We start from the raw sequence: 21896 nt of genomic DNA on the forward strand, positions 1-21896 counted from the left end.
AAATACTCATCATAAACCTAAATGGTACTATGACAATAGTCATGTTTAAATCACATAACAATTTCTAAATTTGTACTATGATTTCAGCTATAACAGCAAAAATAACCACGTTTGTTTTAGTATTTATATTATTAGCTAATAATATAAATACTATGGTTATTGTTGCTGATTTTGTGATAAATCAAGACCAAATTGCAAAAACACTTTGCGTCCAAAAAGAAGATCAAAAAGGGTGTAATGGAAAATGCCAATTACGCAAAGAGCTTACAGAAAACAACCCTGAGTCTGACCCTGCCATACCATTACAAGAGACTAAGCGCATCAGTCTAGATGTGTATTGTCCTGCAAGTATTTTTACTTTGGAAACAGAGCCAATAGAACCAATCGTATTAAAACAGAGTATTCATTTCTCTGATTTAAAAGTCTCAAAAATGTATCTAGACATAGACACACCTCCACCAAATTTTAGTTAATTTTTTTCGATTAAAAATCATTTTGATTTTACTCTCATTCTAACTCATTTTATGACGTTAGCAGGAAGTTTTTAGCATAATTTTAAATACAAAAAAGAAAAAAAATGAAACTTAAATATATATTTCCAATCCTTTTTATCGCATTATTAAACGTGTCTTGTTCTTCAGACAATGACGACGATGACTCAGGAATCACAAACGAAGTTACAGGACTAACAAAAATTCAGGATCTAATTAATGACACTCATACCATCGAGTTATTTAATACGACTGGTCAATTTAAAACCGGTTACAACGCTATAAGCCTAAGAGTTATTGACAACGCTACAAACAGCTATGTTGAAGATGCTAATTTATCTTGGATACCAATGATGCAGATGCCAACCATGGAACATTCTTCACCTAAATCTACAATAACCAAAACGTTAGGAAAAGATACGGTTTACGATGGTTTTATAATCTACCAAATGACTAATCTTGATGGCTCTGGATGGTCTCTAACAGTAAACTACACCATTAACGGAATAGATTATACCGTTACAGACGCGATTACAGTACTGCAAAATGACAATCAAAATTCTGCAAGTTTTATGGGAAGTGATGATAGCAGATACATTGTTGCTTTAGTAGAGCCAAACGACCCTAAAATTGCGATTAACGATCTAAAAGTTGGGCTTTTCAAAATGGAAAACATGATGACATTTCCAGTGGTAGAAGATTTTACAATAACACTAGATCCAAGAATGCCAGGTATGGGTAATCACACATCGCCTAACAACACGGATTTAACTTATAACAGTGCAGAACAAATGTACAATGCTGATTTAGCATTAACAATGACTGGCTATTGGGTACTTAATTTAAAACTACTAAACACCAATGGTGAGGTTTTAAAAGGTGAAGATGTTACCGAAGAAAACACACAAAGCTCATTATACTTAGAGCTAGAGTTTTAACTCAAAACCGACTTCAAAAATGATAACAGACACATTAGTTTGTAGTGTGTCTGTTTAAATAAAATACTAATGAAAAAATTTATAATATTTAGTATCAGCTTATTTTTTAGCGGATTTACATTTGCTCAAGAAGACACCACTTTTACAAAAAAAGATACTACAAAATTAGAAGAGGTTATTGTTTTAGGGAGACGAAAACTAAGTAACTACCGACAAGAAAAAACATTATCCAGTATTGATGAGTTTCTAGAAAAATCAAACAAAATAACCATGATTAAACGTGGTAATTATGCTTGGGAGCCTTCCATCAATAATATGACAAGTGATCGCTTAAGTGTTACCATTGATGGTATGCAAATATTTGGTGCTTGTACAGATAAAATGGATCCCATTACATCTTACGTAGATGTCTCTAACTTAGAAAAAGTTAGTGTTGGATCAGGACAAGAAGGTACAGAAAACGGACATTGTGTTGGAGGAAACATTGATTTACAAATTCCAAAATCTAAATACTTTGAATCTGGACTAAAAACTAGTGCTGATGTAGGTTATGAAACTAACGGAAACTATAAAACCGGAGGCTTAGTCGTAGAATATTCTGGAAACAAATTTTATATTAATGCTGACGGAATTTACCGTAAATCGGATAATTATGATGCCGGAAATAGTAAGGAAATATTATATTCTCAATTCGAAAAATTTAATGTCTCGCTTCAAACAGGCTACAAACTATCCGAAAACCAATCTTTTGATGCTCACATAATTTACGATAAAGCAACAGACGTTGGTTATCCTGCCTTACCAATGGATGTATCGTTGGCTCAAGCTTTAATTACATCTATAACCCATAATTACAGCAACGACTCTACGTTTATTAAAACCTTAGAAACCAAGCTATATTTTAATACTATTACACATATAATGGACGACTCAAAACGTCCTGATGTCCCAATTAGAATGGATATGCCAGGTTGGAGTGATACCTATGGGTTTTATAGCAAAGCAACCGCACAGGTTAATAAACACCAATTAGCATTTAATTTTAACGGGTTTTACAACCGGGCTTTAGCAGAAATGACCATGTATCCAAACGACTCTGACCAACCTGCCATGTTTATGTATACTTGGCCAGATATTAGAAAATTGTACACTGGTATTTATGCAAAAGATAGCTATGCGTTAAATAATCAAGAAACAATTGTAACATCACTAAGATTAGGATACCACCGCAACAAAATAGCAAAAGCGGTTGGATTAGAAAGTTTACAGATTTTTTACCCAGAAATAGACGCTACCAACAGTCGATTTCTAACTAGCTTTTCTTCAAATTATACTTTAAAAAAAGAAAAATCAAACTATTCATTTGGATTAGGCTACGGAGAAAGAGCGCCTTCTGTTAGCGAAGGTTATGGCTTTTTCTTATATAATAGTTTTGATAATTATGATAACATAGGAAACCCAACCTTAAAAAACGAAAAAGCTATTGAAGCTAATTTTAAAGCTGATTATATTTTTAACAATTTCACTATTGGATTAGAATCGTCTTACTTCTATTTAATGGATTATATCATAGGAGACATAGACACAACATTAGGTCCAATGACTATTGGAGCCAATGGCGTACGTGTTTATAATGCGTTACCAAACGCTTCTATTTTTGATGTGTATGTAAATACATCTTACAAATTCAGCAATACCATCTCGGCAAATGCAAGTGTTGGTTATAATTATGGAAAAGGTAGTAATAACAAGAATTTACCATTAATAAAACCGTTTTCTTATTTAACTGAATTAAACTATAACATTAAAACCTTTAATGCAGCTTTACAATTAGAGGGTAATGGAAACCAAAGTAATTACAGTAATTTTTATGGCGAAGACGAAACACCGTCATACTCTGTTTTAAACCTCAACTTAGGACATGTGTTTTTCCTTGACACCAACAAGTTTACACTAAAATATGGTGTAGAAAACATTTTAGACACGACATATTCTACCTACGCAGATTGGAATAACATACAAAGACAAGGACGCAATTTTTATATGAATATATCTGTAGTCTTCTAATTTTAACAAATACCATTAAAAAAGCCCATAACATTACGTGTTATGGGCTTTTTCCGTGTTACAGTAGACTAGACTACTAGTTCTCAAGCTGAGCTTCCAATGCTTTAGCTTTTGGAAATAAGATATTATTTTCTAAATGAATATGTAGATGTAAATCTTTTTCAAATTCATCTAACATAGCATACGTTACTTTATAGGTATTACAAGCATCTGCAGGTGGCGTGTAATCTGCTGTTAATTTAGCTATTTCTCTAAATCGGACACCTTCATTATCATGCTCATGCATCATCATAGCAATAGGACTCTCAACACTACCAAAAGCCGGCGCTTGTAAAACACCATTGCTTAATTTAACTTTAACCATTTTCTTTATAAACGGAAACAAGATCAATTCCTCTTTTTTCATGTGTGATGCCAATTCGCCAGCAGACGCAGTAAACAAGTCGTTTATTTTAAATAATTCTGGATGATTTGCACCATGTACTTTGCATAATTTATCTAAAAACTGACGTAGTATAGGTGTTTTTTCTTCAACATAACGGTGGTGTTTCTTTTGGATATAATCCACTAACAAATCTATAGGCCAAGATTGATAATCTATATTTTGACCAGTAGTGCTTCGCATGATAGCATCCAATTCATCTAACAATAAATTACTATCAATATTATTTTTAGTACATACCTCCTCTACCGTCCTGTTTCCTCTACAACAAAAATCTATTTTATACTTACTAAAAAGCGCTGCTGTTCTAAAATCTTCGGCTACAAATTGCCCAATCTCTTTTTGACTATTTTCATGTAATGTTTCCATATCAATTCTATTTCGGATAAATCTATCCTATTTATGTTTAAATTTTTTTTAGGTCTTTAAAAACGAGGCTCCAGATTTTATACCCAGTGCCAATTCTTCTAAATTAGTAGTTTCTAACATCACTTTAAGTCCATCTCTTATAACCTTAAATTTATCATGTACCGGACAAGGATGATTTTCGTCACACTTACTTAAGCCCAAACCACAGCCACTATAAACAGCATCTCCGTCTATAGCCTCAACCACTTGAGATAACTTAATTAAAGCAATGTCTTTTTTATCAATTTCAAAACCACCGTAAGCTCCTTTTACAGAGTTAACAATGTTATTTTTAACTAATGCTTGTAAAATTTTAGCTGTAAAAGCTTGAGGCGAATCAATTTCTGCTGCAATCTCTTTAGGGCTAACGCGCTTGCCATCAAACGAATTTTTAGCAATAAAAATCGAGGCTCTAATACCGTATTCGCAAGCTTTTGAAAACATTATAATTCTTAATTAGTTACACAAAGATAATTAATATTTTTAAATAGGACTAATTTATCCTATTAAGAATATTTATGTCTAAACCAAACCTTTTGCCATTCTCTTTTTAAGATTAAAAAAGAAACCTGATCTGCCAATTGCAACGTATCACTACCATCCAATTGTTTTATCACCTCTTCAGACACATCTATGATGTATAATAGGTTTAGGTACTCTGCAAATTTTTCCTGAATAAGTTTATAAACCGTTTCGTGCAATAATAACTTTAAGCTACTAGGTAAAATATCTGGATCAAAATCCAAATCTATATTAGCGTATAAAAAATCTTTATTAAGTTGTAAAACTAATTTTTGATAGAGATCTAAAGTGTTTGCCTCGTCTATTAATTGATTAAATGTAGAAGGTAATTTCATTTATATTATACGCTTCTTGTCATCAAACTAGTTCCAAAAGTTTTTAATAAACTTTTCTTATCATCAGCAATACTAAGTGTATCTAAAACTTTAAAGGCTTCTTCTGTATATTCCTTTATAGCATCTTGTGTTGCTTTTGCAGAACCCGAAGTAATAAAGTACTGTTTTACTGTTTCTATCTTATCTGAATTATCATCTAATTGTACTGAAAATAATTGCTCTAATTGTATTCTATCTTTCTTATCTAAAAAAGCCAAGGCTTTTAAATATAAATAGGTCTTTTTATTTTCAATAATGTCTCCTCCCACTTGTTTACCAAAGGTTTCTGGATCACCAAAAGCATCTAGATAATCGTCTTGTAACTGAAACGCGATTCCTAATAAACGACCAAATTGATAAATATTATTCTGATTCTCTTCAGACGTTTCTGCAACAATAGCACCCATTTTCATGGCAGCTCCAACCAAAACCGCAGTTTTGTATTCAATCATTTTTAAATACTCAGGGATAGTGACATCATCTCTAGTTTCAAAATCAACATCGTATTGTTGTCCTTCGCAAACCTCTAAAGCAGTTTTACTAAATAACTTTGCTAACGCCTGAAATGTAATAGGATTATAGTTTTCAAATAACTGATAAGCCATAATCAACATCGCATCTCCAGATAAAATACCAGTATTAAGGTCCCACTTTTCATGCACTGTCTGCTGTCCTCTTCTTAAAGGCGCATCATCCATAATATCATCATGTACTAAAGAAAAATTATGAAACACCTCGATACTTAAAGCAGCATCTAAAGCTTTGTTATAATCAATACCAAAAATTTCGGCAGTCATTAATGTTAACACGGGGCGTAATCGCTTTCCTCCTAATTGCAAAATATAGTGTATTGGACTATATAAATTCTCTGGTTCTTTAGGTGACGCGTATCCTTCTAAGTAATCTGTAAAAGCAGATTGATATGATAAAATGTTTTGCATCATGCAAAAATAAAGCAAATAGTACTAACAAACTAAACTCTAGTAAAAAGCCAATGTTAAAAAACGACTAATACTTTGGAAACTTTTATTGTTTTTAAAGTTTCCTATTGTATATTTGCAGTCAAATATGAGAGAAAAAATTATAAATAAATCTGGAGAATTATTTTTAACACTTGGTTTCAAGAGTGTTACAATGGATGACATCGCTAATGAATTAGGGATCTCTAAGAAAACAATATATCAGCATTTTGCTAATAAAACTAAATTAGTAGAAGCGACCACACTAAATATGTTTAATAATATTTGTGATGGAATAGATTGTATTTGCGAAGCATCACATAATCCAATAGAAGAATTGTACGATATTAAGATGTTTGTAATGAATTATCTTAAAAACGAAAAAACATCACCACAGTTTCAGCTAAAAAAATACTACCCACAAATACACCTTCAATTACGCATGAAACAATTTGAGAAAATGCATGTTTCCGTAAAAGAAAGTATACAAAAAGGAGTTGACACAGATTTATTTAGAAAAAATATTGATGTGGATTTTATTTCTAGAATGTATTTTAATGGTATGTCTGGTATTAAGGATGAAACCATTTTTCCTTCAGAATTATTTACGATGGAGTATTTAATGGAAAACTATTTAGAATACCATTTAAGAGCTATTTGTAACGATAAAGGGTTACAAACTTTGAACAAATTTATAACTAACAATCAATCCTAAATAATGAGAAACATACTAATAATATTTAGTTTACTTCTTAGCACTATTGCCTATTCTCAAGAGACTGCCACACAGTTGTCTTTACAAGAGGCTATTAATTATGCTTTAGAAAATAACCGAACAGTAAAAAATGCTGCTTTAGATATTGATGCAGCCATAAAGCAAAAATGGGAAACTACAGCAACAGGACTGCCACAACTTAGTGCTGCAGTAGATTACCAAAACGCGTTAAAACGTAATGTATTTGTATTTGGTGATCAAATCATACAAGTTGGATCTCGACACACGTTAACTGGTACAGCTACTTTAAGTCAATTATTATTTGATGGGTCTTACCTTGTGGGATTACAATCTGCTAAAGTGTATTTAGAAATTTCTAAAAACGCAAAAACTAAAACAGATTTAGAAGTTAGAAAAGCGGTAATTAATGCCTACGGAAATGTCTTATTGGCAGAAGAAAGTATTTCGATTTTAAATCGAAATATTACTGTTTTGGACAAAAACCTAAACGAAGTAACAAAGATTTTTGAAAACGGTTTAGAAGAAGAAGAAAGTGTAGAGCAATTAAAAATCACACTATCTAGCGTAAAAAGTAGATTAAACAATACCACACGTTTAAGAGATTTAGCTTACCAAATGCTAAATTTAACTATCGGAAAACCTATTAATGACAAAACTGTTTTAACTGAGGATTTAGATGCGCTAACATTACAAAACATAAAATTAGAAGTACTAGATACTGATAACAACGTAGAAAATAATATTGACTACAAAATAGCCGAAAACGATAAGACAGCAAAAGAGCTATTAGTTAAGCTAGAAAAAAGTAAAGCATTACCAAGTTTAAGTGCTTTTATTAATGGTGCTTACACAGGAAACCGAGAGTCTTTCAACTTTACAAATACACAAGAAAAATGGTTTGGTTCTTCTATTTTTGGTGTGAGTTTAAATGTGCCAATATTTAGCTCAGGAATGAGAAGCGCAGCAACACAACGTGCAGCAATCAATTTAGAAAAAGCAGAAATTAATCTTACCGAAACTGAAGAGATGCTAAATCTTCAAGTAAATGCTGCTAAAAGTGATTACCAATTTGCAATAGAAGATTACCAAAACAAAAAAGATAACTTAACCTTAGCAGAGCGTATCGAACAAAAAAATCAAACTAAATTTTTTGAAGGTATTGGCTCTAGTTTCGATTTAAGACAAGCACAAACACAATTATATACTGCACAACAAGAATTACTTCAAACCATGTTAGATGTTATTACTAAAAAAGCAGAACTAGATACTTTACTAAACACAACTAACTAATCCCTTTACAAACACTAATTATGAAACATATAATAACACTTTCTTTTTTAGCTATTTTATTAGCCTCTTGTAATGGAGATAAAAAAAATACAGTCGAAAAAGTTCTAGAAAAAAACAACTTAGAAGACATTAGAACTAAAAGAGCAGCATTGGTTGCAGACCAAGATGCTATTCATTCTAAAATAAAACTATTAGATGACCGTATTAAAACATTAGATACGACACAAAACATTCCTCTAATAACAACCATTATTGCAAAAGAAGAGATCTTTAATCATGTGTTAGAGCTACAAGGTAACGTAACAACCAAAAACCTTTTAACTATTACACCTGAGTTTAGCGGTATCCTTACAAACGTATATGTTACAGAAGGGCAACGTGTTTCTAAAGGTCAAATTTTAGCTAAAATTGATGATGGTGGATTAAGCCAACAATTAGCTCAATATAAAATACAAGCAAACTTAGCTAAAACAACTTTTGAACGTCAAGAGCGTTTATGGAATCAGAAAATTGGAAGCGAGATTCAGTTTTTACAAGCTAAATCTTCTTACGAAGCGCAACAACAAGCTATTAACCAAATACAGCAACAACTTAATAAAACAACAGTTAGAGCGCCATTTAGTGGAACTATAGATGATGTTATTACAGAAAAAGGAAGTGTTGTTGGAGCTGGTCAAACACCATTAATGCAGATTGTAAACTTAAGCAATATGTATATTGAAACTGATGTCCCTGAAAGCTATGTAGCAGATGTCGTTAAAGGTAAAAATGTAATGGTTGAGTTTCCTGTTTTAGGAAAAACAATAGATACTAAAATCCGTCAAGCTGGAGATATTATCAATCCTGCAAACCGAACGTTTAAAGTAGAGATTGATGTACCAAACAAGGATAAAAGTATCAAACCAAACTTAACTGCAAGACTTAAAATTAACGACTATACAAACACGAAAGCCATCCTAGTACCACAAAGCATTATCTCAGAAAATGCAGAAGGAGAACAATACGTGTATGTTGTAAAAAACAAAAAGGATAACGACGAGGGTGTTGTTAGCAAGGTTATTATCAAAACAGGAAGAACGCAAGGTGATGTTATAGAAGTGTTATCAAACATAGAAAATGGTGCCGAACTTATTAAAGAAGGTGCACGTAGTGTTAAAGACGGACAAACTGTTAAAGTAATTAAATACTAAACCAAAAAAATATGACTAAAAAGAAAAAACAAGTCGATAAAGAATTTGGTTTATCATCGTGGGCAATTAATAACAAAACCACAATGTATGTGCTAATTGCTGTTATCTTTTACCTAGGTATTGCTGCCTTTTTCAGTATGCCTAGAGAAAACTTTCCGGAAGTAAACGAAACCAAGATTTACGTTAGTTCTATCTACCCAGGAAACACTGCTGAGGATATTGAAAAACTAATTACGGATCCCTTAGAGGACAAACTAAAAACAGTAAGTAATGTTGTAGAAATTACCTCAACATCGCAAGAAGATTACTCGATGTTAATTGTGGAGTTTGACGAGGGTATTACTGTAGATCAAGCCAAACAAAAGGTTAAAGATGAAATTGACACAGAAACGTCAGGCGAAGATTGGCCAACCTTTAATGGTGCTAAAGTAGAACCTGATGTGTTTGAATTAAGTTTATCTGAAGAAATGCCAATCCTGAACATTAATATTTCAGGAGATTATCCAATTCAAAAATTAAAAGATTTTGCTGAATACCTTCAAGATGATATTGAAGATTTACAAGAAATTAAAAAAGCAGACATCCGTGGTGCCCAAGAAAAAGAAGTTGAGGTTGCTGTAGACATCTATAAAATGATGGCTGCACAAGTTACTTTTAATGATATTATCGGCGCTATAAACAATGGTAACTTAACCATGTCTGCAGGTAATTTAAAAGCAAGCGGACAACGACGTACTATTAGAGTTTTAGGTGAAATTGAAAAGCCATCAGAATTAGAAAACTTTGTGGTTAAATCTGAAAAAGGAAATTCTATTTACCTTAAGGATATTGCTACTGTTACATTCCATGAAGAAGATAAAACAACATTTGCTAGAGAATACGGAGCTCCTGTTGTTATGCTAGATGTTAAAAAGCGTGCTGGTAAAAACATGGTTGCTGCTGCAGAGCAAATTCAGGTTATTGTTGCAGATGCTATTGCTAATGTATTTCCTCCAGATTTGAAAGTTACCATTACTAATGATCAGTCTTCAAAAACTATTGGTCAAGTAGACGATTTAGTAAACAACATTATTTTTGGTGTTATACTAGTAGTAACTGTCTTAATGTTCTTTTTAGGGTTTAAAAACGCACTATTTGTTGGTTTTGCTATTCCAATGTCGATGTTTATGTCTTTAATGATATTAGAGCTACTTGGACAAAGTTTAAATACAATGGTCCTGTTTGGTCTTATTATGGGACTTGGTATGTTGGTTGATAATGGTATTGTGGTTGTAGAAAACGTGTACCGTTTAATGGAAGACGAAGGTATGGGCAGGATTGAAGCTGCCAAGAAAGGTATTGGAGAAATTGCGTTTCCTATTATTATTTCAACAGCAACAACTGTTGCAGCCTTTACACCATTAGCCTTCTGGCCAGGAATTATGGGAGAGTTTATGAAAATTTTACCAATAACATTGTCTGTAGTTTTAGGATCGTCCCTATTTGTGGCCATATTTTTTAACTCGGTATTGGTATCAAAATTCATGACTATTGAAGATAAAGACATGCCATTAAAGCAAATTATCAGAACAACATTAATAGTGGCTACTTTTGGTATCCTTATACTATTATTTGGTGGGACTTATAAAGGTTTAGGAACCGTTATGATTTTTACAGCTGTAATGTTATGGGCGTATCGTTTCTTTATCCGTAAATGGGCAAATAGCTTCCAAAACAAAGCATTAGTAAATTTAGAAAACTGGTATGAGCGTCAATTACGTGGTGCACTTTCTGGATGGAGACCTTACGTTTTAAGTATTGGTACTTTCTTATTATTAATTGCGTCATTTATCGCTTTTGGTATGTCTTTAAGTGCTAAAAGAACTAAAGTTGAGTTTTTTCCAGATAACAAACCAAATCAGATTATTGTTTATATCGAGTATCCTCAAGGTACAGCAATCGAGAAAACAAATGCTATTACTAAAGAAATCGAAAAACGTGTCTTTACAGTTGTAAACCAAGAAAAATACATGTTTGAGGGTAAAAACTTTTTAGTAGAAAGTACCGTTGCTCAAGTTGGTGAAGGTGCCGGAAACCCACAAACTGATGGCGGATCTGCTGCAGAGATGCCTCATAAAGGGAAGATTACAGCATCCATGCGTGAGTTTAAATTTAGACGTGGAGAAGATAGTGAGTTACTACGTCAAGAAGTACAAGCCGCATTAGTTGGTATTTATCCTGGAGTATTAATTTCTGTCGAAAAGGATGCTAACGGACCGCCTGCTGGACCACCTATTAATATTGAAATTGAAGGTGACGACTATAACGAGCTAATTGCTACCGCAGAAAACATGCGAGAGTTTATTAATACTAAAAACATTTCTGGTATTGACGAGCTAAAAATAGACGTTAACAAGGACAAGCCAACCATGCGTGTTACTATTGACAGACAGAAAGCAGGAGAACTTGGTATTAGTGCTGTACAAGTAGGACAACAATTACGTAGTTCTATCTTTGGATCTAAAGCCGGTATTTATAAAGAAGATGGTGACGATTTTGATATCTACGTTCGTTTTAACGAAGAAAACAGATACAACAAAAGTGCTTTATTTAATCAAAACATTACGTTTAGAGACAATACTGGACAAATAAAAAGTGTCCCTGTTTCTGCAGTTACTAAATACGAAAACAACTCAGGATTTAGTGCCATTAAACATAAAGACACCAAGCGTGTTGTAACAGTGTATTCTGCATTATCTCCAGGTTATACAGATGCTGCTGCCATAGTAAGTCAAATTCAAAACGAAATGAAAAGTTATGAAGACTTACCTAAAAACATTAAAATTGATTACACAGGACAAATAGAAGAACAAAACAAGCAAATGCTATTTTTAGTTGGCGCGTTCTTTACAGGTTTAGGATTAATCTTTTTCATCTTAATCTTTCAATTTAACTCGGTATCAAAACCAACAATAATCATGATTGCTATTTTCCTTAGTTTTATTGGTGTATTTGGTGGTATTGTAATTTCTGGAAGTGCTTTTGTTATTATGATGACCATGGTGGGAATTATATCGCTAGCCGGAATTGTAGTAAATAATGGTGTGGTGCTTTTAGATTATGCACAATTGCTTATTGATAGAAAAAAAGCCGAATTAGATTTAGAAAAAGAAGACTACCTAACTAATCAAGATCTTTTTGAAAGTATTGTTAAGGCTGGTAAAGCACGTTTAAGACCTGTATTACTAACAGCAATCACGACTATATTTGGTCTAATACCATTAGCTATAGGATTAAATATTAACTTCTTTACATTGTTTGCTGAGCTTGATCCAAACATATATATGGGAGGAGACAACGTAGTCTTTTGGGGGCCATTAGCATGGACCGTAATTTACGGTCTATTAATCGCAACATTCTTAACATTAATTGTAGTGCCAATATTATTTTTCTTATCGGTTAAATTAAAAATGTGGTTAAGAGCTAAGTTTTCTTCAGATACAACAGAAGAAACGTTAACTATAGAATCACTAAATGAAGAATAATTGTTCTTTATAATAATAACAACAATGATTTAAACAAAAAATCCGAAGTCTTTACTTCGGATTTTTTACTTTTGCATTTCTAATAAAATATTATGTACAGAAGTCATAACTGTGGTGAGTTAACAGCATCACATATAAATACAGAAGTTACCCTTTCAGGTTGGGTTCAAAAATCAAGAGATAAAGGTTTTATGATGTGGGTAGATCTTCGTGATCGCTACGGAATAACACAACTTATTTTTGACGAAGAGCGTACACCTAAAGCAATGATGGAGCAAGCACAAAAGCTTGGTCGCGAATTTGTAATACAAGTTACGGGTACGGTTATAGAGCGTGAATCAAAAAATAAAAATATCCCAACAGGAGACATCGAAGTTTTAGTAAAAGAATTAAACATTCTAAACCAATCTTTACTTCCTCCTTTTACTATCGAAGACAAAACAGATGGTGGTGAAGATATTAGAATGAAATACCGTTACCTAGACATTAGACGTAATCCGGTAAAAAACAACTTGATTTTCAGAGCTAAAGTAACACAAGAAGTTAGAAACTTTTTATCAGGTAACGACTTTATTGAAGTTGAAACACCATACTTAATCAAGTCTACTCCAGAAGGTGCTAGAGATTTTGTAGTCCCTTCTAGAATGAATGAAGGCGAGTTTTACGCCTTACCACAATCACCTCAAACCTTTAAGCAATTGCTTATGGTTGGTGGAATGGACAAATACTTCCAGATTGTAAAATGTTTTAGAGACGAAGATTTACGTGCAGACAGACAACCAGAATTTACGCAAATTGACTGCGAAATGGCGTTTGTAGAGCAAGAAGATATTTTAAACGTGTTTGAAAACTTAACACGTCACTTACTTAAAGAAGTAAATGGTGTAGAGGTTGACAAATTCCCACGTATGTTATATGACGATGCGATGCGTTTATACGGAAACGACAAACCAGACATTAGATTTGGAATGGAGTTTGGCGAATTAAATGATGTTGCACAACATAAAGACTTTGGTGTATTTAACTCGGCAGAATTAGTCGTTGGTATTGCTGTTCCTGGCGGAAACGCATATACACGTAAAGAAATAGATAAATTAATTGATTGGGTAAAGCGTCCACAAGTTGGTGCTTTAGGTCTGATTTATTGTCGTGTAAACGAGGATGGAACATTCAAATCATCTGTAGATAAGTTTTTTGACCAAGACGATTTAGCTAAATGGGCAGAAAAAACTGGCGCAAAAGCAGGAGATTTAGTCTGTGTATTGTCTGGAGACACTAATAAAGTGCGTGCACAATTAAGTGCTTTACGTATGGAACTAGCAACACGTTTAGGTTTGCGTGACCCTAAAGTATTTGCTCCATTATGGGTTATTGATTTCCCATTATTAGAACTTGATGAAGAAACCGGTCATTACCACGCTATGCACCACCCTTTTACATCACCTAAACCTGGTCAAATAGAATTATTAGACACTAATCCTGGAGACGTAAAAGCAAACGCATACGATTTAGTCCTTAACGGAAACGAAATTGGTGGTGGATCAATACGTATACACGATAAAGCGACACAAGCTATCATGCTTAAACATTTAGGTTTTAGTGAAGCTGAAGCTAAAGCTCAATTTGGATTTTTAATGGATGCTTTTGAATATGGCGCACCACCACACGGTGGTTTAGCTTTTGGTCTTGACAGATTAGTTGCTATTTTAGGCGGTCAAGAAACTATTAGAGACTTTATTGCGTTCCCTAAAAACAATTCTGGTAGAGACGTCATGATTGACGCGCCTGCTCCAATTGATGATGCACAATTAAAAGAATTAAATCTTAAATTAGATTTACAATCATAAAAATAAAAATCCTGCAAATTGCAGGATTTTTTATTACATTTAATTAATGCCAAAGCAGCCACTACATAAACGTTTTTTTATTTGGAGAATTAAAAACATCTCCGAAAAAAACTTTACTTATATTTTAAGTGGACTAGTTGGACTATTGGCAGGATTGGCTGCGGTAACATTAAGAAACATTACGTTTACTATAGAGAGTGCTTTAGATAACCTTGTCGTATTTTCTAAAAATCAAGTCTATTTTATACTACCCGTATTTGGGTTGTTTTTAGTCTATTTATTTACCAAATATGTAACTAAAAAAAAGGTAGAACACGCCATCCCTTCCATATTATTTAAATTATCAAAACGTAGTGGACTAATAGAGCGTTCCAAAATTTACATTCCTTTAATAACCGCACCTTTAACTGTTGGTTTCGGGGGATCTGTCGGATTACTTGGACCAGCTATTGCTTCAGGATCTGCAATCAGTTCTAACTTAGGTAAGCTGTTTCATGTTAATCAACAAACACGTACATTATTAATTGGTTGTGCAGCAGCAGGCGCTATTTCATCTATATTTAAATCACCAATTGCAGCAATTATTTTTGCGGTTGAAGTATTTAGTTTAGACCTAACCTTCGCCTCGTTATTACCTTTATTAATAGCATCAGTATCTTCCGTGTTAACGTCGTACTTTTTTTTGGGTGACGACTTATTATTCAACTTTAATTTTGCTGATAAATTCGAAATCAAAGACACTCTGTTTTACGTCGCTTTAGGTATCGGAACTGGTTTTGCCTCAATTTATTTCACTAAAATGTATTTCTATATTTTAAAATTCTTCGAGCGTTTTAAATCTAGACTTGTCAAATTAACTATTGGTGGATTAGCTATTGGTGTCATGTTATATTTTATCCCTCCTCTTTACGGAGAAGGGTTCGGTTTTATAAACAACCTATTAGCCGGAAACCATTTAGCAGCATTAGGCACAACACCTTTTGATAGTCTAAACGATAATATATGGGTCGTCATTGCATTACTAATTGGTATAACAGTATTTAAAGCCATAGCCATGACCACCACATTTGCGGCTGGTGGAGCTGGAGGAATCTTTATTCCAACCATGGTAATGGGTAGCGCATTAGGTAATGTGGTTGCCAAAATTATCAACAATTTAGGTTTAGGATTTAATGTGTCGGAAACCAATTTTACCTTAATTGGTATGGCTGGATTAATTGCAGGTGTGCTACATGCACCACTAACTGCTATTTTCTTAATTGCAGAAATTACGGGTGGTTACGAGTTATTTATCCCATTAATGATTGCGGTATCCATGTCCTTTATTATTAAAAAAAACGCCATAGATTTTACCATTTACACCAAAGAATTAGCCTTAAAAGGCGAATTACTAACCCACGATAAAGATCAAAGCGTGCTAACCCTAATGTCTTTAGATAGTGTAATAGAAACTAATTTTGTAAAACTAAACCCCAACATGACGCTTGGAGATATGCTACATAAAGGCGTTGCAAAATCTACACGAAACCTATTTCCAGTGGTCAATAAAAACAAAGTGTTAGTAGGTATAATCCTTTTGGATGATGTCCGAGAAATCATGTTTAATCAAGCACTGTACGACACCACTTTAGTCGAAGACTTGATGCATAATCCACCCGATATTATAGACTACAAAACCGATTCCATGAAAGCCGTAATGGTCAAATTTCAAGACTCAAACGCATGGAATTTGCCCGTAATCAAAGATGGCAAGTATCTCGGATTTGTTTCAAAATCAAAATTACTAACCGCTTACAGACGCCAATTAATTAACTATACCACCACTTAGTAAAGCATTTTATATCTTTACAAAAAATAACGTCTTTTAAAACATGAAATACATCATCGCATTATCTTTTATCGCCTCAGTTGCTAGTATTATTTGTGGCTATTGGCTAGAAGTAGACTATGCACAAAAGTTAATAGGCTTTGGTGTTTTAGGCTTGTTTTTTGTAGTTATCCCATTATTTACGTACCACAGATGGAAAGACAGAGACGCCAAAGAGTATATGTTAACTAAAGAAAAAATAGAAGACATGCGTAAAAAAGAAGGCGACAGGCGTAAACTTTAATACCCGTTATTTGGGCATTACCCTTTTCCGCAAAAAGCTACAAAGCGTCGCGCTATCCACTGTATCTTTTTGTTTTTTTTTAGTAAAACAAAAAGGATGTCGTTACTATCGCTAATGCACTAAACCGCAAACACAGTCTATTAATTTAAGTTTCGTTTTTCGACAAAAAAGCGTTTTAATAAAGCTGATGCTTCTTCAGCTAACACACCACCTTCCATTTTAGTTTTAGGATGTAGCTTTGTGTTTAGCGCAATACAACCGCGGTCGTCATCTCTTGCGCCATATACAATTCTAGAAATCTGACTCCAATACAAAGCACCAGCACACATTTGGCAAGGCTCCAAAGTCACATACAGCGTACAATCTTTTAAATACTTACCACCTAAAAAGTTAGCAGCAGCAGTAATTGCTTGCATTTCGGCATGCGCTGTAACGTCGTTTAAAAGCTCAGTTAAATTATGGGCTCTGGCAATAATACGGTCTTTAATAACAATTACAGCACCAACCGGAATTTCGCCTTTATCAAAAGCTTCTTCAGCTTCCTGAAGTGCTTTTTTCATAAAATAAGTATCGTCGTATGGGTTTATCATATCAGTAAAAATACAATTTCTGATAAAATAAAGTGTAATCGGCAAGACTTTTGATGCCTATTAAAAAAATATCAATAATATGGCTAACTATTATTCTATTAAAATACCAGAGCCTTGTCATGAAGGTTGGGATACCATGACACCAAAGGACAAAGGTCGTTTTTGCGGATCTTGCAACAAAACGGTTGTCGATTTTACTAAAATGGACACTTATCAAATTCAAGATTTTTTACAAGAAAATAAAGACAAACGCATTTGTGGACATATTAAGCAAACACAACTGGATTCTATAAACTTAATAATTCCGTTAAGCTTAATTCAGCAAAAACACAGTGTTTATAAATCGTTCTTTTTAGCAGCTATGATTATTATGGGAACAACATTATTTAACTGCTCTTCAAAAAACGGAACACCAAAAAAAATTGACACGATAGAAGTTATTGATTCGACTAAAAATAAAGTTATTGATATTTTAGGATTAATCGAGAAACCTATTGAGACAGATAGTGTTGTTACTAAAAAGAAAGCCCCTAAACCTCCAAAAATCATTAACGCAGTAATCCCTCCTATTGATGGTGTTTTAATCGTGGAAAATGTTACTACTGGCGAAATAATAATGAAACCCGATCCTGTAAAAATAGATTCGTTAAAAATAGAACCTCCTATAATAGATATTATGGGAGATATGGAATTTATAGAATATCCAACAACAGAACCCTTTTCTATTTATAACATAGAAACATTACCAAAGTTTAAAAATACGCCTAAAAATTTATCAAAAAAAGAAGAACTAAAATACTTCCAATCACAATTAAGCACCTTTATAAAAGCCAATTTCTCTAAAGATTCAGCTATAAATTTAGACCTAAAAGGCATCCAACGTGTTTTCGTAAATTTTAAAATTGAAAACAATGGTGACATAACACTTATTGATATTAAAGCACCTCATCTTGGATTAAAAAAAGAAGCAGAACGTGTTATAAAAAAATTACCAAAACTTATCCCTGCTGTAAATCATGGTAAAAACGTTTCGATTATACATACTTTACCCATAATTTTTGATGCAGAAGATTAATAAAATCTCGTATTTTTGCTAAGTGCAAAACAATCTATTACATACCATTGACAACCCAAAACAGCTACGTCTTTTAAAACAAGACGACTTACCTGTTATTGCTAAACAGTTACGCGATTTTATTATCAATATCGTAGCTACAAAAGAAGGACATCTTGGTGCAAGCCTTGGTGTAATAGAGTTGACCATAGCGCTTCATTATGTATTTAATACACCAAAAGACCAACTAGTTTGGGATGTTGGACACCAAGCCTATGGACATAAAATATTAACCGGTAGACGTGACAATTTTGAAACCAACAGGCAACTAGATGGTTTAAGTGGTTTTCCAAACAGATCAGAAAGCAACTTTGACACGTTTGGCGTTGGACACTCCTCTACTTCTATATCAGCAGCTTTAGGTATGGCAATTGCCTCTAAATTAAAAGGTGATTTAGACACGCAACATATTGCAGTAATTGGAGATGCCTCAATTGCAAGCGGAATGGCTTTTGAAGGCCTAAATCACGCAGGCGTTACAGATGCTAACCTATTAGTTATTTTAAACGACAATGCTATTGGTATTGACCCAAGTGTTGGTGCGTTAAAACAATACCTAACCAACGTCAAAAAAGGCACAGAAAAACAAGACAATATTTTTGAAGCTTTAAACTTTGACTATTCTGGACCAATAGATGGGCATAATTTACCGCTGTTAATTGAAGAATTAAAGCGTTTAAAAAACGTAAAAGGCCCAAAGTTTTTACATGTTATAACCACAAAAGGGAAAGGACTACGTCAGGCAGAAGAAAATCAAGTCACCTATCATGCACCAGGAAAGTTTAATAAAGATACAGGCGAATTAAATCCAAAATCAAACACTAAGCAAGCGCCTAAATACCAAGATGTTTTTGGGCATACTATTGTTGAATTAGCAAAACAAAACGAAAATATAATTGGGATTACACCAGCAATGCCAACAGGAAGCTCTTTAAAATACATGATGGAGCAAATCCCAGAACGTGCTTTTGATGTTGGAATTGCAGAACAGCACGCTGTTACCTTTGCTGCAGGACTTGCTACACAAGGTATGGTCCCATTTTGCAACATATACTCGACCTTTTTACAACGTGCTTACGACCAAGTAATACATGACGTGGCACTACAAAACTTACCTGTAATTTTCTGTTTAGATCGTGCTGGTTTGGTGGGCGAAGATGGCGCAACACACCATGGTATTTATGATATAGCCTACTTACGTTGCATCCCTAACCTAATACTATTTGCGCCTAGAAACGAAATTGAACTACGTAATATTATGTACACTGCGCAGTTGGGACTAAAACAACCTATTGCTATTAGATATCCTAGAGGACGTGGCGAAAACTTAGATTGGCAACAACCATTTTCTAAAATTGAAATTGGTAAAGGACACTGTCTAAAACAAGGAACAACAACCGCAATTCTTTCTATTGGAAGTATCGCAAAAAACGTTACGGAAGCGCTAGATTTCTTGGAAGATACCTCAGCATTTTCTCATTATGATATGCGCTTTGTAAAACCATTGGATGTAGACATGCTTCATGAGGTTTTTAAAACACACAAGACTATTGTTACTATTGAAGATGCTTCAGTTATAGGTGGATTTGGTAGTGCAATAGCCGAATTTTCAGCAAAACATAATTATAAGAATACGGTAATTCTAAAAGGAATCCCAGATCAGTTTATTGAACACGGAACCGTTTTAGAATTACAGCAATCTATTCAGCTTGACTCTAAAAGCCTAAGCCTATTTTTAACACGTTTAGCTTAAAAACTAAACCCTCTTAATTTTTTATATTGAAGGATGGCTTGACTATCCGATAAACTAGACACAAAATGACACACGTCTAATAATCTAACATACAAACTTTCAGTATTTAAATCTAAGGTAGAAGGTAAGCCTTTTAATATCAACTTATCGTAATTAGAACCAGTCCCAGCATAGTTATTATTAATAGCTTTACTGTACGTATGCAATAAGGTATTTAAAACTTGATAGCCAGCAATCTCTTTATCTACGACCTCTTCCGACTGATAGACTTTATCAATACTTAATTTAATAATATCATTAATCTGCGCCTCGTACTTACTTTTATCTAACAAGCTAATATTAAAATCACCATTTAAAATCGCGTCTTCATTATCCATAAAAATGGTAACTGCTTCGTTAATTAAAGTATTAATCGCTAATGCTCTTAAATAACTTACTCGGTCTTTAGTATTTGTAAGTTGGTGGTATTTTTTAGTATTTATGGAGTCTCTTACTAAATTAATAAGGTATTCTAAAGCGTATTCCTCTGGGATTAACCCTAAATTAATACCATCTTCAAAATCAATTATAGTATAACAAATATCATCTGCTGCTTCTACTAAAAAGGCCAATGGATGACGTGAGTAACTAATATCTCCATCTTGACCTCTACTAGCTAAACCTAACTCATTAGCAACATCAATAAACGCTTCTTTTTCAGTTTGAAAAAAACCGTACTTTTTATCGGCTATATGCTTGGTTGGTTTTTTTGGTAATGATTCTTTTGGATATTTTGTAAAAGCACCTAAAATAGCATAACTTAATCTTAAACCACCTTCACGTCCAACCCTACTCTGTGTTACAATTTTAAAACCATTAGCATTTCCTTCAAAATCACAAAGGTCTTGATACTCTTTATCTGTTAATTGGTCTTTGTATTGTTGTCCTTCGCCAGAAATAAAATATTCTCCTATTGCCTTTTCACCAGAATGCCCAAAAGGTGGATTTCCTATATCGTGCGCTAAAGCAGCAGAAGCAACTATGGCTCCAAAATCGTTTGGAAGGTAACCATGTATATTTTGAAGATGTGGGTGTTTCTCTAAAATTTTCTGCCCTACCTTTCTACCTAAAGATCGTCCTACGACACTAACCTCTAAACTATGTGTTAAGCGTGTATGCACAAAATCTGTATTGGATAAAGGGATTACTTGTGTTTTGTCTTGAAGACTTCTAAACTCTGAAGAAAATATGACACGGTCATAATCTACCTCAAACCCTAAACGGGTTTCGTCTTGTTCTTTTCGTAATCTTTTATTGGTATCGCCAAAGCGTTTTAAAGAGAGTAACTGTTCCCAAATCATAGTCCATATTTTGAAATGCAAGATAACTATTTGATAAATAAAGTAAAGCACTTTCCAATGTTAACTTAACGTTTGGAAAAAATTACAGATAGATTAATTACATAACATTATCCTAACTTTTTGGTCATCAACTATTAATCCCTAGTTAACCTTGACTTTACAAGTTCGAAGTTTCTTTGCATGAAGAATTTAATAGTCAA

General features: G+C 33.5%; 18 protein-coding genes. 12 read left to right on the top strand and 6 right to left on the bottom strand.

Features of this window, described 5'->3' with window-relative positions:
• Positions 1 to 77: 77 nt before the first annotated feature.
• The 3 genes from CXF54_RS15130 to CXF54_RS15140 all read left to right on the top strand — a co-directional run bounded on the left by CXF54_RS15130 (position 78) and on the right by CXF54_RS15140 (position 3496).
• A complete protein-coding gene (locus CXF54_RS15130) occupies positions 78 to 473 on the top strand; it encodes a hypothetical protein (protein ID WP_101204138.1) in 396 nt (131 codons plus the stop codon).
• A gap of 104 nt (positions 474 to 577) precedes the next feature.
• Positions 578 to 1429 carry a hypothetical protein gene (locus CXF54_RS15135; protein WP_101204139.1) on the top strand — a complete coding sequence of 284 codons (852 nt, stop codon included), beginning with the start codon at positions 578 to 580 and terminating at the stop codon, positions 1427 to 1429.
• A 69-nt stretch (positions 1430 to 1498) separates the two neighbouring features.
• On the top strand, positions 1499 to 3496 hold the full coding sequence (locus CXF54_RS15140; protein WP_101204140.1) for a TonB-dependent receptor: 1998 nt from the start codon (positions 1499 to 1501) through the stop codon (positions 3494 to 3496).
• 76 nt (positions 3497 to 3572) lie between these two features.
• Here CXF54_RS15140 and ric read toward each other — a convergent pair whose 3' ends face one another.
• From ric to CXF54_RS15160, 4 genes are all read right to left on the bottom strand, one after another.
• Entirely contained in the window at positions 3573 to 4307 is a 735-nt protein-coding gene (ric, locus tag CXF54_RS15145; protein ID WP_101204141.1) for an iron-sulfur cluster repair di-iron protein, read from the bottom strand.
• A gap of 48 nt (positions 4308 to 4355) precedes the next feature.
• Positions 4356 to 4790 carry an RrF2 family transcriptional regulator gene (locus tag CXF54_RS15150; RefSeq protein ID WP_090838128.1) on the bottom strand — a complete coding sequence of 145 codons (435 nt, stop codon included), beginning with the start codon at positions 4788 to 4790 and terminating at the stop codon, positions 4356 to 4358.
• Between the two features lie 62 nt (positions 4791 to 4852).
• A complete protein-coding gene (locus tag CXF54_RS15155) occupies positions 4853 to 5203 on the bottom strand; it encodes a hypothetical protein (RefSeq protein WP_101204142.1) in 351 nt (116 codons plus the stop codon).
• Positions 5204 to 5208: 5 nt separating this feature from the next.
• The gene (locus CXF54_RS15160) at positions 5209 to 6183 is read right to left on the bottom strand and encodes a polyprenyl synthetase family protein (RefSeq protein ID WP_090838132.1); all 975 of its coding nucleotides are present in this window, start codon (positions 6181 to 6183) and stop codon (positions 5209 to 5211) included.
• A 127-nt stretch (positions 6184 to 6310) separates the two neighbouring features.
• Between CXF54_RS15160 and CXF54_RS15165 the strand changes: the two genes are divergently transcribed.
• From CXF54_RS15165 to CXF54_RS15195, 7 genes are all read left to right on the top strand, one after another.
• Positions 6311 to 6916, top strand: a complete 606-nt coding sequence (locus tag CXF54_RS15165) for a TetR/AcrR family transcriptional regulator (RefSeq protein ID WP_090838134.1) — start codon at positions 6311 to 6313, stop codon at positions 6914 to 6916.
• A 3-nt stretch (positions 6917 to 6919) separates the two neighbouring features.
• The gene (locus CXF54_RS15170; RefSeq protein WP_101204143.1) at positions 6920 to 8227 is read left to right on the top strand and encodes a TolC family protein; all 1308 of its coding nucleotides are present in this window, start codon (positions 6920 to 6922) and stop codon (positions 8225 to 8227) included.
• A gap of 20 nt (positions 8228 to 8247) precedes the next feature.
• Entirely contained in the window at positions 8248 to 9417 is a 1170-nt protein-coding gene (locus CXF54_RS15175) for an efflux RND transporter periplasmic adaptor subunit (RefSeq protein WP_090838138.1), read from the top strand.
• A gap of 11 nt (positions 9418 to 9428) precedes the next feature.
• On the top strand, positions 9429 to 12941 hold the full coding sequence (locus CXF54_RS15180) for an efflux RND transporter permease subunit (protein WP_090838140.1): 3513 nt from the start codon (positions 9429 to 9431) through the stop codon (positions 12939 to 12941).
• A 92-nt stretch (positions 12942 to 13033) separates the two neighbouring features.
• Positions 13034 to 14788, top strand: coding sequence for an aspartate--tRNA ligase (aspS, locus tag CXF54_RS15185; protein WP_101204144.1), 1755 nt, complete (start codon positions 13034 to 13036; stop codon positions 14786 to 14788).
• Between the two features lie 46 nt (positions 14789 to 14834).
• A complete protein-coding gene (locus CXF54_RS15190) occupies positions 14835 to 16616 on the top strand; it encodes a chloride channel protein (RefSeq protein WP_101204145.1) in 1782 nt (593 codons plus the stop codon).
• Positions 16617 to 16659: 43 nt separating this feature from the next.
• Entirely contained in the window at positions 16660 to 16899 is a 240-nt protein-coding gene (locus CXF54_RS15195) for a hypothetical protein (protein WP_090838146.1), read from the top strand.
• 140 nt (positions 16900 to 17039) lie between these two features.
• Here the strand turns inward: CXF54_RS15195 and CXF54_RS15200 are convergent, their stop codons facing one another.
• Positions 17040 to 17489, bottom strand: a complete 450-nt coding sequence (locus CXF54_RS15200) for a nucleoside deaminase (protein WP_090838148.1) — start codon at positions 17487 to 17489, stop codon at positions 17040 to 17042.
• 79 nt (positions 17490 to 17568) lie between these two features.
• Between CXF54_RS15200 and CXF54_RS15205 the strand changes: the two genes are divergently transcribed.
• Positions 17569 to 18564: an energy transducer TonB gene (locus CXF54_RS15205; RefSeq protein ID WP_101204146.1), complete on the top strand. Its 996-nt coding sequence runs from the start codon at positions 17569 to 17571 to the stop codon at positions 18562 to 18564.
• Between the two features lie 22 nt (positions 18565 to 18586).
• Positions 18587 to 20356 carry a 1-deoxy-D-xylulose-5-phosphate synthase gene (dxs, locus tag CXF54_RS15210; RefSeq protein WP_101204147.1) on the top strand — a complete coding sequence of 590 codons (1770 nt, stop codon included), beginning with the start codon at positions 18587 to 18589 and terminating at the stop codon, positions 20354 to 20356.
• On the opposite strand, the gene dgt is transcribed toward dxs, so the two are convergent.
• Entirely contained in the window at positions 20353 to 21696 is a 1344-nt protein-coding gene (gene dgt / locus CXF54_RS15215; RefSeq protein ID WP_090838153.1) for a dGTP triphosphohydrolase, read from the bottom strand. The genes dxs and dgt overlap by 4 nt on opposite strands.
• Between the last annotated feature and the right edge of the window lie 200 nt (positions 21697 to 21896).

The organism is Olleya sp. 1-3, from assembly GCF_002836085.1.
Classification (GTDB): Bacteria; Bacteroidota; Bacteroidia; order Flavobacteriales; family Flavobacteriaceae; genus Olleya; species Olleya namhaensis.